Genomic DNA, 13,032 nt, shown 5'->3' on the forward strand with positions numbered 1-13,032 from the left:
TTTTTGTCACGGAGATGTAATAAGTTAATCTTTGACTAATTTGCATTGCGAAGCTTGCAACGCATTCATACCTGTGACGCATGTGGAGAACCTGATTTTCCGATTTAAGGGATAATTTTATAAAATATGCAAAATATCTTTGCTGCTTGCGCGTAATCGGCAATAACCCTTACATAGGGTTCTGACCCTGGTTCCATCTGCCCCACACAAGAAAACGAGGACGTTTATGACCAATCCCGGTGATGCCCAACTCGCGACCCTTCTGGAACGCGATAATGTCGACAAGGATGTTAACGCTGTCATTGCCCTGATTGACGGCGTGCTTGCGGCCGCCGATGGTGACACGCGAACCGACTGGATTGATCTGATTTGCGCGCGCCCGAGTGAAGAACTCAAGGCCGCGTTGTTTGCTCTGCGCGATCAGCGCAAAGGATTGTTCAAAACCGCCAAGGCCGATTTTAATCCGGCTGAGCGTATTGCAGCACTTCGCAAATATCTTGCGGTCAAGGGTGTCGATGGTTTCATCGTTCCGCGCGCAGACGAACATCAGGGTGAAAATGTTCCCGCCCGTGCCGAACGTCTGGCATGGTTGACTGGCTTTACCGGATCGGCGGGGGCCGCGGTGGTTCTGGCAGACAAGGCTGCCGTATTTGTTGACGGGCGTTACACCATTCAGGTCCGCCAGCAGGTCGATCGTGATTTGTTTGAATATCGTCATCTGGTCGATGAGCCGGTGGTCGGCTGGCTGCATGACAATCTGAAATCCGGTCAGAAACTGGCCTATGATCCGTGGCTTCATACCGTGCAGCAGGCAAACCATTTGCGGACTGCCTGCGAAGGTGTCGGTGCAGAACTGATTGCGATTGACACCAATCCGATTGATGCGCTTTGGCGTGATCAGCCTGCCATGCCACTTGGCCCGGTTCGCCCGCATCCTTTGGAATATGCAGGGAAATCAAGTGCGGATAAACGCGCCCAGATCGCAGGTCTTTTATCGCGCCTGTCTTGTGACAGCGCAATCCTGTCTGCGCCTGACAGCATTGCCTGGCTTTTGAACATTCGTGGGGCCGATGTGCCGCAAACTCCGCTTGCGCTTGGTTATGCGATCATTAATGGCGATGCTTCGGTTGAGTTGTTCATGGATGAACGCAAGCTTGCCAGAGAAACTGCTGTCTGGCTGCGCGATGAAGCAACCGTTCGTGCGCCGGGTGAGCTTGCCGATGCCCTTAAGGCAATGGGCAATCAGTCAGTTCGTCTCGACGAGGCAACGGCCGGTGACTGGCTTCGCATGCAGCTTGCCGAGGCCGGTGCGACGGTGCGTGTCGGGCGCGACCCGGTCGCCCTGCCCAAAGCCTGCAAGAACGAGGTAGAACTTGAAGGTTCGCGTAAAGCCCACAAGCGCGATGGCGAAAAAATCATCCGTTATTTCAAGTGGCTTGATGAAACCGCAATTGATGGCGGCATTGATGAACGCGAAGCTGCGGACAAGTTGCTTTCGCTGCGTGCAGAAGATCCGTTGTTCCGTGATTCAAGCTTTGAAACCATTCCGGGCAGTGGTCCCAACGGGGCGCTTTGCCATTATCGCAATACGCCGGAAAGCAACCGCAAACTGACACTGGGTGAAATCTTCCTGATTGACTCGGGTGGGCAATATCTTGACGGCACGACCGACATCACCCGTACCACTATTGTCGGTGAACCGACCCAGGAACATCGTGATCGCTTTACCCGCGTGCTTAAGGGGCATATTGCGCTCGCGCGTGCGATCTTCCCGGTTGGCACCACCGGACAGCAGCTTGATACCCTTGCGCGCATGCCGCTTTGGGAAGCCGGGCTTGATTTCGATCACGGCACCGGGCATGGCGTTGGCAGTTATCTTGGTGTGCATGAAGGCCCGCAGCGTATTTCCAAGGCAGCCAATACGATTGCCCTGAAACCGGGCATGGTTCTTTCAAACGAGCCGGGTTTCTATAAAGAAGGCGAATATGGCATCCGTATCGAAAACCTGATTGCTGTGTGCGAAATCGATGCGCCGATTGGTGCAGATCGCAAGATGCTTGGTTTTGAAACACTTACCTTCTCGCCGATTGAACGCAAACTGATTGATCCGGAATTGATGACAACAGACGAACTGCAGTGGCTTAACGATTACCACGCGCAGGTTTACGCCATGTATGCCGACGATCTGGATGACGATCATCGCGAATGGCTGCAAAACGCAACCGCGCCGATCAAAAAGAAAGTCGCGTGAGCGGTGCGGTCTTTGCCATGATGTGAAAAAGACAAGCCGTCCCGTTCTTCGGGGCGGCTTTTTGATGTTTAGTGCACTGACAAGCGAACCGGAATGCCTTAAAGAATAGGTATTGGATCGATTCAAAAAAGGCGGAATATGAAACCGCCTCTGATAACAGGAGGAAGACATGGCTGAAGTCGAAGCGCAGTGGATGGCAAACCCCAACCGCTATGACGATGAGACCTGGACACGCTGTGGCAATAGCGGCCTGATGCTGCCGAAAATCACTCTTGGCCTTTGGCAGAATTTTGGTGGTGTGGATGTCTATGAGACCCAGCGCGCCATGGTCCGCCGGGCCTTTGATCGTGGTGTGTTTCACTTTGATCTGGCCAATAACTATGGCCCGCCTCCGGGATCGGCCGAAGAAAACTTTGGCAAGGTTCTGAGCCAGGACCTGAAAAAACATCGTGATGAACTGATCATTTCGACCAAGGCCGGCTATCGGATGTGGCCGGGGCCGTTCGGCGAATGGGGTTCACGTAAATACCTGATTTCCAGCCTTGATCAGAGCCTTAAGCGCATGGGGCTGGATTATGTCGATATCTTCTATTCCCATCGTGTTGACCCCAACACACCACTTGCGGAAACCATGGGGGCACTTGATCAGATCGTGCGATCGGGCAAGGCGCTTTATGTCGGGATTTCGTCCTACTCACCGGAAATGACCCGCGAGGCACACGCCATCCTCAAGGATCTTGGTACGCCCTGTGTCATTCATCAGCCGTCCTATTCGATGATGAACCGCTGGGTCGAGGGTGGCTTGCTCGATACCCTGTCTGATCTTGGTATGGGCTGTATTGCTTTCTCGCCGTTGGCTCAGGGGCTGTTGACCAGCAAGTATCTGAACGGGGTTCCTTCGGAATCTCGTGCTGCCCTTGAAGGTTCGTTCCAGAAGGGCATGCTGACCGAAGAAAATCTTGATCGCGTTCGTGCGCTGAACGCCATTGCAGAACGCCGCGGTCAGACCTTGGCCCAGATGGCGATTGCATGGGTGTTGCGCCGCCCGGAAATCACCTCGGCGCTGATTGGTGCACGTCATGTTCAGCAGCTTGATAACAGCCTGGATGCACTTAATAACCTTGAATTCAGTGCAGATGAACTGGCCGAAATCGACAAATATGCAGCCGATGGCGGACTGAACCTTTGGCAGAAGTCCTCAGACAGCAAGGCTCCGGTCTGATTTTTGGACGAAACATGTAAACAGACAAAACCCCGACCGTTAATTCAGTCGGGGTTTTGTTTTATCCGGTGGACACAGTTTATTTTTCCGCCATTGGCATGGTGCCGGCCAGATCACGCAGGGTATCAACAACTGCTTTGCCCCCGGCACTAAGAGGTCTGTCATGAAGCCATGACAGCATGACCGTACGTGAAAGTTGCGGGCTGACAACGCGGCGTGCCTTGAGGCGTCCTGTTGACAGCTCCATAACCAACGAGCTTCTTGGCAAGACTGTATGTCCGACATTGCGATGGACCAGATCAACAAGTACACGCAATGCGTCTGCCTCTACCACCGGGGTCAGGGGGCGACCGGCGCGAAAGGCTGCTTCTTCCATCTTGGCGCGCAACCCGTGCCGGTTTGTCGGCATGATCAGGGGCAGGGACAAGACATCTTCATAGGCGATCTCGGTTTCCTGCTCGCCGACCTGTGTCGGATGAGAAATCAGAAACAGATCTTCGCGCCATAATGGTTCAGCATGCAGACTGCGTGAAATCATGCCGTCATGCAAAATCCCGATATCAAGACGTCCCGACAACAAGCCTTCCTGCACATCGCCGGTGAGGTCTTCAGCGACCGAAATATTGAGATCAGGAAAATGCGCGCGCAGGCGTTCGATCAGCGCACCGGTAATCACAATGCCTGCACTTGGCGGGACGCCAACATGAACATGGCCGGTGACTTTGCTGCTGCGTGCGGTCAGATCGGCCTCCAGACGGGCAAGATCAGCCAGAATGACGCGCGCACGTTCGGCCAGCATCTGTCCTGCCTCGGTCAGTTTTACGCCCCGGCCGGTACGATCGAGAAGTTTGGTCTCAAGCGTTTCTTCCAGCAGGTTTAATTGCCGACTGAGTGCGGGCTGTGACAGGTTGAGCCGTTCTGCTGCGCGCGACAGGCTGCCAAGTTCGGCAATATGAACGAAACTTCTGAGCTGTTTGATGTCCATAAAAGACAATCCTGATTGCGGCAAAGTCGATGTGATACTCCAAGATATAGCCAAAGCTGATATCTGATAGCAATTAATTCGATTTGAATAATGACAGCTGGCGGGTGACTATGCTGCGCAGGAGAGGACCGGAGACCACCATGACATCACAGCCCCAGGCCGACGCTGCTGCATCACCCGCGACGGCTGAACCATCAAACGCCCCCGCGCCAAAGGTACAAGGCACAGAAAAGCCGGTTGGCTCGGCCCTGACGATTGTGTTGCTGGCGACCCTCGCACTTGCCATGAAGGGGTTGCTGGCGAAGTTCGTCTATGCGACGGGCATGACGGTTGACGGATTGTTGTTGTTGCGATTTCTGATCGCGATGCCGTTCTTTTGGCTGGGCGTCTTGATGTTTGGCAAGAACCGGCCGGGTGATCGGAAAATGAAACCGGTCGATCTGGTATGGGGTGGTTTGTATGGCGGGCTGTTCTTTCTTGCCGCTTTGTTTGATTTCACGGCAGTCTCGCTGATTGATGTGACGGTATCGCGGATTGTCCTGTTTACCTTCCCGGCTGTGGTGATGATCCTTGAAGCAATCCACAAGGGCCGGTTCCCGCCAATACGTCAGGTGATATGCTTTGTCGTGACCTATGGCGGGCTGATGCTGGTTCTGGCACCCGACGGGTTTGACATGGTGTCAGGCAGCTTGTGGTACGGGGCTGCATGGGCGTTCGGATCGGCGCTGACGTATGCCCTGTATCTTTATTTCGGACAGAGCATGATCAAAACCATCGGATCGATGCATTTTGCTGCCCTGATCAACACGATGGCCGGTATGTCGATGGTTCTTTATGAGCTGGTCATGCAAAAGCCATTGAATCTTAATGTTAACGGGGTTCTGTGGACGGCAGGGATTTCGATCTTTTGCACGGTGATCCCGTTCTTCCTGCTGTATGAGGGTATCCGCCGGATCGGGGCGACACAGGCGTCACTGATATCGCTGTCTGGTCCTGCCATGACCTTCTTTGCAGCATGGCTGTTTCTGGGTGAAATACTGACGCTTCCACAGATGATCGGTTTTGCGGTTGTGACACTTGGCGTCGCATCGTTGAAAAACAGTGTCAGTCTGGCGGGGTTAGGGCGGTTGCTGGCGCGGCCATTTGCATCGAACGCCAAGTCCTGAAACCTGACTGACGGGACGGATGGTATCAGTTGTCGCGTTGCCAGCGGCGCACTTCAGTTTCATGTTCGGGCAGACGTTCGCCCCGGCGCCATTTCAACGGATCGATGAACTGTCCGGCCCAGATACCGGTTTTACCCTGTTTGGCGCGGTCTTCGATTAGGACATATTCGGGCATCTGGTCCGGGCGTGCGACGGCCATGCCACGCGCAATCAGGCTTTGACCAATATCGACACCATTGGCATTTCGGCATACCGCCATATTGCGGTGATAGCGGTTCTTGCCCCGCACTTCGCAGGTGATCGGTGTCGCAACCAGAAGATTGGTGGTGACTTGCCATGCTTCGGCCCCGCAGGCCGTGCTTTGACCATTCACCATGCATTTCTGAAAACGGTTCATCGCATCCGCGCCCCAAAGATCAATGCGCTTGAACCCGAACTCAAGCGTATCGGAATCAATGGCGCGTGCTGGCCCCGACAGGGTTTCATAATCGGGATCGGCCTTGGCAAGCATGGGCGCAAGGATCAGGATAAGCACCAGGACTGGAAGGATCGGACGTCTTCCGGCAAAGGGCATCAAGGACCTCAATACAGGTCGCTATAGCGGATTTCATCAAGCTGGGCGAAGACGACTTTCCACTTTTCTTCCTGTTTGAGAAGGGCAAAGGCATAGTCGCAATCAAAGATTAGATTGTTTTCCGAATTGCCAAAGCGGAAGGACACAATTGCCCGCGCCCCGCCCGGAAGGGCGGAATGCTGTTCGATCACCATCGATTTTGCCATGGCCAGATCGGCGTTCTTGAGCTCTTCAAAGAAAGACTGATGATACTTGTGCAAATCATCCGTCTTTGCAATTGCATGGACGCCGGACAGATCGTTGATCAGGCAGGGGAAGTGATAAAATTCATCAAGCGCGTCTTCTTCGAGCTTGAGATGCGCATCGACATAGCGGTGAAAAAAACTTCCTAGATCTTCCATCGGCAGGCATCCCTTCGGTCATGGTCCGCGTCATTCGGCGGCAATCAGATCAAGCCATCCTTGTTCATCAAGAACAGTAACACCTAATTCTTCTGCTTTCTTTAATTTGGATCCGGCACCCGGTCCCGCAACAAGATAATCGGTTTTTGCTGAAACCGAACCCGCTACTTTCGCCCCAAGGCTTTCGGCTTTGACCTTGGCCTCGTTGCGTGAAAACAGCTCAAGCTTGCCGGTGAAGACAACCGTCTTGCCACTTACCGGGCTGTCAGAGACACTGGGAGCCTCGACATCGGTGATGTCAAGCTGGGCCTGCAGATCGTCCAGAACGGCAAGGTTATGGTCCTCGGCTATGAATTCAATCAGGTCCTTGGCCACACCCGGCCCAATCTGGTCTATATTTATCAGTTCACGAAGGGCATCGCTATCGGCCTGATTGGCTGCAATCATTGCACTGCGCCATTCGGCAATCGATCCATAGTGGCGCGCAAGAAGCTTGGCCGTTGCCTGTCCGATCTGGCGAATGCCAAGCGCATAGATAAACCGGTCAAGCCCGATGGTCTTGCGTTCATTGATGCCGTCAAACAGCTTGGCTGCCGATTTATCCCCCCAACCTTCAAGCTTTCTGATGGCGTCCCCATGGTCGGTTTCAAGCCGGAAGATATCACCTGGCGACTTCACCCACCCCAGTTCAAAGAAGCTTTCGATATTTTTCGCCCCCATGCCGTCGATATCAAAGGCATTGCGCGACACAAAATGTTTGAGGCGTTCGACCGCCTGTGCCGGGCAAATAAGACCACCGGTGCAGCGCGTAACGGCTTCGCCTTCTTCGCGCATGGCGTGGCTGCCACATTTGGGGCAGGTATCGGGAAAGGCATAGTCAACCGTGCCTTCCGGGCGTTCGTCCAAAATGACTTCGACCACTTGCGGGATGACATCGCCAGCACGCTGAATAACGACCATATCGCCAACCCGAACACCAAGGCGTTCGATCTCGTCGCGGTTATGAAGCGTGGCGTTGGATACGACAACGCCACCAACCGTGACCGGTTCAAGACGGGCGACCGGGGTCAGTGCGCCGGTGCGACCAACCTGGATATCAATGGCATTCAGGCGTGTGCGGGCCTTTTCGGCCGGGAATTTGTGGGCAATTGCCCAGCGTGGTGACCGGCTGACGAAACCAAGACGCAGCTGGAGTTCGAAATCATTGACCTTATAAACAATGCCATCGATGTCGTAATCAAGGTCCGGGCGCTGTTTACCGAGCTCCTCATAAAACGTCATGATGTCATCGGCATCATTTAACAAACGCGTCAGCGGGTTAATCACAAAGCCCCAGCCATCGACTTTCTGAAGGAAATCCCACTGGGTCTGGGCAAGGCTTTCTGACAGCTCGCCAAAGCTGTAGGCAAAGAAGCGAAGCGGGCGTTTGGCGCTGATTGACGGGTCAAGCTGACGAAGCGATCCGGCTGCTGCATTGCGCGGATTGGCAAATGTTTTGCCCCCGGTTTCGGCCTGTGTTTCGTTCAATTTCTGGAAGGCCGAACGGGCCATATAAACCTCGCCGCGGATTTCGACCACATCGGGCGCATCGTCGGGCAGTGTTTTGGGGATGTCGTCAATATGAGCGACATTGGCGGTAACGTCTTCGCCCTCCGATCCGTCGCCACGGGTGGCGGCGGTGACCAGTTTGCGGCCCTCGTAACGCAGTGAAAGCGACAAACCGTCAATCTTTGGTTCACCCACCACCTCGACCGGGCTGTGTGCGGTCAGGTTCAGGAAACGACGAATACGGGCAAGGAAATCAACAATGTCTTCGCGCGAAAACGCATTGCCAAGCGACAGCATCGGGCGCGCATGCCTGACCTTGGCAAAGCCGTCAGCCGGGGCGGCACCGACTTCCTGTGTCGGGCTGTTTTTCTTAAGCGTCGGATAGTGCGATTCCAGTTCGATCAGGCGATTGAACAGCGCGTCATATTCAGCATCAGGGACCAGCGGTTCGTCATTAACGTAATAGGCTTCGTTAAAGGAACGAATGCGTTCGGAAATTTCGGCATGTTGCTTGCGCGCCTCGGTACTGGTGGCGGGCATTTCCGGAAGGCTGGACGTGTTTGACGCATGCTCGGCGTTCATATTCTTTTTGTTCCGTATTCAAAGTGGGTTCGGCATTTGATGCCGGGTTTTAATTGGGTTGTTCCAGCAGGCTGTCGGCAGCAGCGCGTGCCTCGGCGGTGACGGAATGTCCGGCAAGCATGCGGGCAATTTCCTCACGCCGGGCACCGTCGACCAGCGCATCAACGCGGGTGACCATGGTGCCCTCAGTTTCGCGCTTGGCAATATAGAAATGAGTGCGACCGCGTGCAGCTACCTGCGGGCTATGGGTGATAACCAGAATCTGGCGTTCCTGTGCCAACAGATGCAGGCGCTGCCCGATGGCGGCCGCGGTTGCACCGCCAACACCGCTATCGACTTCGTCAAAGACAAGACTGGGCACAGCCGAAACGCGCGCCAGCACGACCTTAAGCGCAAGCAGGAAACGGGAAAGTTCGCCACCCGATGCGATCTTGTTTAGCGCGCCGGGCGGGCTTCCGGGGTTGGTGGCCACGGTGAACTGGACCCGGTCAATGCCATCAATGCCCCATTCGTTTTCATCGAGTTCTTCGATGTCGGTGACAAAGCGCGCCTTTTCCATGCGAAGGGGCGGCAATTCGTCATTAATCGCGCCATCAAGTTTGGCCGCGGCTTCGCGACGCGCAGCATGCAATTTCTGGCCTGCCTCGATATAGGCCTTGCGATGTTCGCTAACCGCAGCCGTCAGGCGCGAGAGTTCCTTCTCGCCAAATTCAAGCTGGTCGATCTGTGATCTGAAATCTTTCATCAGGGCATTTAGCCCATCAACAGGAACGTTATATTTGCGGGCCGCAGCTCGAAGGGCAAACAAGCGTTCCTCGACATTTTCCTGATGGCCGGTATCGACATTGAGATCGGCAAGGGTTGCTGAAATCGCCCGGTTGGCTTCTTCAAGTTCGATTGCTGCACGATCAAGTGCTTCGATGATCGGTTCAAACCGGCCATCGGCCTTTTCAAGTTCGCGTTCAAGGCACCGCTGCGCACCGCGAAGGGCACTTTCTGCACCCTTGCCGCGCGAAAGTTCATTGCCTGCATCGTTAAGGGCGGCAACCAGCTTTTCGCCATGCATCAGGAACTGGCGTTCTTCGGCAAGACGTTCTTCCTCGCCTTCTTCAGGGCCGAGCTTTTCAAGTTCGTCGACGGCATGGCGCAGCCATTCTTCTTCTTCGCGGGCCTTGTCGATGCGTGTGCGCGCCGCGTTCAGTTCTTTCTGGGTTTCACGCCAGGCCCGCCAGTGATCCCGCACCGTCAGGGCAAGATTGCCAAGATTGCCATGAGCATCAAGGGTCGCGCGGTGCGTGGTCGGATCAAGCAGCCCATGCTGATCAAATTGACCCTGGATTTCCACACAGTAATTGCCGACATCGCGCAACAGGCCAACGGAAACTGACTGATCATTCACATAGGCACGCGACCGGCCATCGGCAGTCACGACACGCCGGACAACCAGTTCTTCACTTTCAAGATCGATATCCTGATCGGCCAGAAGCCCGAAAACCGGATGTCCCTGAGGCAGGGTAAAGGTTGCTGTCACGCTGCACTTGTCACAGCCATGGCGGACAAGGCCGCTATCGGCGCGTGCACCCAGTGCAAGCCCCAGCGAATCAAGCAGAATGGATTTACCGGCACCGGTTTCACCCGTCAGGACGCTAAGCCCGTCGTGGAAATCAAGATCCAGCTTGTCGATAAGGACTACATTCCGAATGCTGAGGCGTCGAAGCATTTCTGGGTACTGATGTTGTTAACGGGGCTGCAGACAGTTTGGTCAAACATCTTTTCGACTTGCAGAGTGCCCAATACCGACCCGCCTTGCAAGTGTTGCAAGAGCCCGCACATGATCAAAGTTTCCCATTTTGCGGGTTCAGGTCAAAAGGGTTTTAAAACAGGACCTAATTACAATTTGTTCCTGTTGTGTTCTATTGGTGTTTTGCCCCGGATGTCAAGAAAACCTGATATTGGCCGGATGTTTGAGGCAACCTTGATCAGAACAGATCAGAGACCGACTTGGTTGCTGAGTCCCACCAGCTTTCTTCGGTACGCTCAGGGCCGGTACCGTCACCGCCAACCAGAAGGTCGTAGGATTCGCTGTAATACTCACTGCCCGGGAAGTTATGGCCCAGTACAGCAGCGGTACGCTTTGCCTCACCCTCAAGACCCAGCGCAAGATAGCATTCGGTCAAACGTGCCAGTGCCTCGGGTACGTGCGTGGTGGTCTGATAGGTTTCGATGACCGATTTGAAGCGATTGATCGCAGCCAGAAATTCCTGGCGATCCTGATAATAGCGACCGACGCTCATTTCCTTGCCGGCAAGGTGATCGACTGTCAGGTCTTTTTTCAGCTTGGCGTCGCGGGAATATTTGCTGTCAGGGAAACGACGGATAACATCATCAAGCGCATCCATCGCATGCTGGGTCATCTGCTGATCGCGACCGACATCGGAAATCTGTTCGTAATAGGACAATGCCTTGAGATAATAGGCATAGGGCACATCGGGGTTTGCCGGGTGCAACGAGATGAAGCGATCAAGTGCGTTGATGGCATCATCATATTTGTTGTCCTGATAGTACGAATAAGCCGACATCAGGGTCGCCTTGGTCGCCCAGACAGAATAGGGATGCTGGCGTTCGACTTCGTCAAACGCCTTTGCGGCCTTCTGATATTCCTTGGCATCGAGAAGGTCCTGCGCACCATTATACAGTTCGGAAACCGGACGTTCGATATATTCCGGTGCCTCATTGCTTGAGCAGGCAGCAAGCAGAATGGCCATGCCACAAGTTGCAATGATCTGTTTGGCGCGAACGGTACTAAGCACTGGGACCTATCCTTGAATTTTGTGACGCACTCACGAGAAAATCCGCCGGACTATATCATGTGAAGGGCGTGGTTGGGCAAGTAGTTGTGTCGCCAAATAACGACTTTTATGCGTGCTTGCGGTCATGTGCGTTGATCTGCGTTAAGAAATTAGCCCGACCAAACAAAAATGGCGACCCGTTGGGCCGCCATTTACGATTGATTTGGTATCTGTCACCAATGCTTTAAGGCGAAATCAGGCGGTCGCCAGAACCGGGGTCGCAACACCGTGCAGCGCGGTTTTGGGCATCGGGACAACCTGATAGGCGGTCTCGTCTGCCAGCAATGCCTGAAGCAGCAGGTTGTTGACATGGTGACCGGACTTATAGGCGGTTACCTTGCCCTGAAGCTGCAAGCCAGCGGTATAAAGATCGCCCAGCGCATCAAGAATCTTGTGACGCACGAATTCGTCTTCGTAGCGCAGGCCTTCTTCGTTCATGACTTCGTCGCCCGACAGCACAACAGCATTGTCGAGCGAACCGCCACGGGCCAGACCCGCAGAGCGCATCGCTTCGACTTCGTGCAGGAAGCCAAAGGTGCGTGCACGCGAGATATTGGCAACGAAAACGCCATCATCGAATTTGACATTCAAGCGCTGGTTGGCAATCGCCTTGCTGGCAAAGTCGATTTCAAAGTCGATTTCAAAACCGTGGCCGGGCTCAACACGTGCGGTGCAGCCGTTATATTCGACTTCAACCGGTTTCAGGACTTCGATGACCTGACGCGGGGCATTCTGTTCTTCGATGCCAACGCAATCGATCAGGAAATTGAACGGTGCGGAGCTGCCATCCATTACCGGTACTTCGTCGGCATCAATATCGATCAGGACGTTATCAATGCGCGATCCGGCAAGGGCGGCCATCAGATGTTCGATGGTTCCGATCTTGATGCCTTTGGAAGCATCGCCAAGGCAGGTGCATAGACGGGTATCGATCACGCCATCGTAACGTGCCGGGAATAACGGCTGGTCTTCCAGATCCGTGCGGCGAAATACGATGCCATGATTTACCGGGGCAGGGTGCAATGTGATCCGGATCTTGTGACCCGAATGCAGTCCGACGCCCGCACAGCCGATGGACGATTTCAATGTGCGCTGACGCACATAATCGTCACCGGAAACGCCAGTCTGCGCGAAAGCAGAACTAAGGTCGGAAATGTTGTTCACAGGAACCCCCAAATCAGGTTTGTCAGGTTGTCATCAATCATGGTCGAAGTCGTTTGCAGGGCCGGAACCCTCACTTCGTTAGCTTCAGACACTACAGAGGTTGTGACAATCACTCAAATCACTCTTTGTTACGCTTTGTAAATCATTCGAGTTCAAAAAATATGTTTATAAAACAATATATTAACTTGATTTTCCCAAATTGTGAAACAGGGTCGTGAAACATTTCTGTTCACAATCATCGCGCCCGGACGTCAGTGGAAATTGTCCACCTATAAAAAAAGGGAAGGCCC

Annotated in this window: 10 protein-coding genes; 3 read left to right on the forward strand and 7 right to left on the reverse strand. The window is 54.1% G+C overall.

Annotated features, from left to right (window positions below):
- Positions 1-226: 226 nt before the first annotated feature.
- Both ACTU44_RS06335 and mgrA read left to right on the forward strand, forming a co-directional pair.
- Positions 227-2,251: an aminopeptidase P family protein gene (locus tag ACTU44_RS06335; RefSeq protein ID WP_462096973.1), complete on the forward strand. Its 2,025-nt coding sequence runs from the start codon at positions 227-229 to the stop codon at positions 2,249-2,251.
- A 169-nt stretch (positions 2,252-2,420) separates the two neighbouring features.
- Complete coding sequence (gene mgrA / locus ACTU44_RS06340) at positions 2,421-3,473, forward strand: L-glyceraldehyde 3-phosphate reductase (RefSeq protein WP_114099584.1); 1,053 nt, start codon at positions 2,421-2,423, stop codon at positions 3,471-3,473.
- A gap of 79 nt (positions 3,474-3,552) precedes the next feature.
- On the opposite strand, the gene ACTU44_RS06345 is transcribed toward mgrA, so the two are convergent.
- Entirely contained in the window at positions 3,553-4,458 is a 906-nt protein-coding gene (locus ACTU44_RS06345; protein ID WP_114099583.1) for a LysR family transcriptional regulator, read from the reverse strand.
- Between the two features lie 140 nt (positions 4,459-4,598).
- On the opposite strand from ACTU44_RS06345, the gene ACTU44_RS06350 reads away from it, so the two are divergent.
- Positions 4,599-5,624 carry a DMT family transporter gene (locus ACTU44_RS06350; protein ID WP_462096974.1) on the forward strand — a complete coding sequence of 342 codons (1,026 nt, stop codon included), beginning with the start codon at positions 4,599-4,601 and terminating at the stop codon, positions 5,622-5,624.
- Positions 5,625-5,649: 25 nt separating this feature from the next.
- On the opposite strand, the gene ACTU44_RS06355 is transcribed toward ACTU44_RS06350, so the two are convergent.
- From ACTU44_RS06355 to lpxC, 6 genes are all read right to left on the reverse strand, one after another.
- Entirely contained in the window at positions 5,650-6,198 is a 549-nt protein-coding gene (locus ACTU44_RS06355; RefSeq protein WP_462096975.1) for a thermonuclease family protein, read from the reverse strand.
- 8 nt (positions 6,199-6,206) lie between these two features.
- Positions 6,207-6,599: a hypothetical protein gene (locus ACTU44_RS06360; RefSeq protein ID WP_114099580.1), complete on the reverse strand. Its 393-nt coding sequence runs from the start codon at positions 6,597-6,599 to the stop codon at positions 6,207-6,209.
- Positions 6,600-6,629: 30 nt separating this feature from the next.
- A complete protein-coding gene (ligA, locus tag ACTU44_RS06365) occupies positions 6,630-8,729 on the reverse strand; it encodes an NAD-dependent DNA ligase LigA (protein WP_462096976.1) in 2,100 nt (699 codons plus the stop codon).
- 49 nt (positions 8,730-8,778) lie between these two features.
- The gene (gene recN, locus ACTU44_RS06370) at positions 8,779-10,449 is read right to left on the reverse strand and encodes a DNA repair protein RecN (RefSeq protein WP_462096977.1); all 1,671 of its coding nucleotides are present in this window, start codon (positions 10,447-10,449) and stop codon (positions 8,779-8,781) included.
- 259 nt (positions 10,450-10,708) lie between these two features.
- A complete protein-coding gene (locus ACTU44_RS06375; protein WP_404969467.1) occupies positions 10,709-11,494 on the reverse strand; it encodes an outer membrane protein assembly factor BamD in 786 nt (261 codons plus the stop codon).
- Positions 11,495-11,773: 279 nt separating this feature from the next.
- The gene (lpxC, locus tag ACTU44_RS06380) at positions 11,774-12,742 is read right to left on the reverse strand and encodes a UDP-3-O-acyl-N-acetylglucosamine deacetylase (protein ID WP_462096978.1); all 969 of its coding nucleotides are present in this window, start codon (positions 12,740-12,742) and stop codon (positions 11,774-11,776) included.
- Positions 12,743-13,032 lie beyond the last annotated feature (290 nt).

The organism is Thalassospira sp. SM2505 (assembly GCF_054901115.1).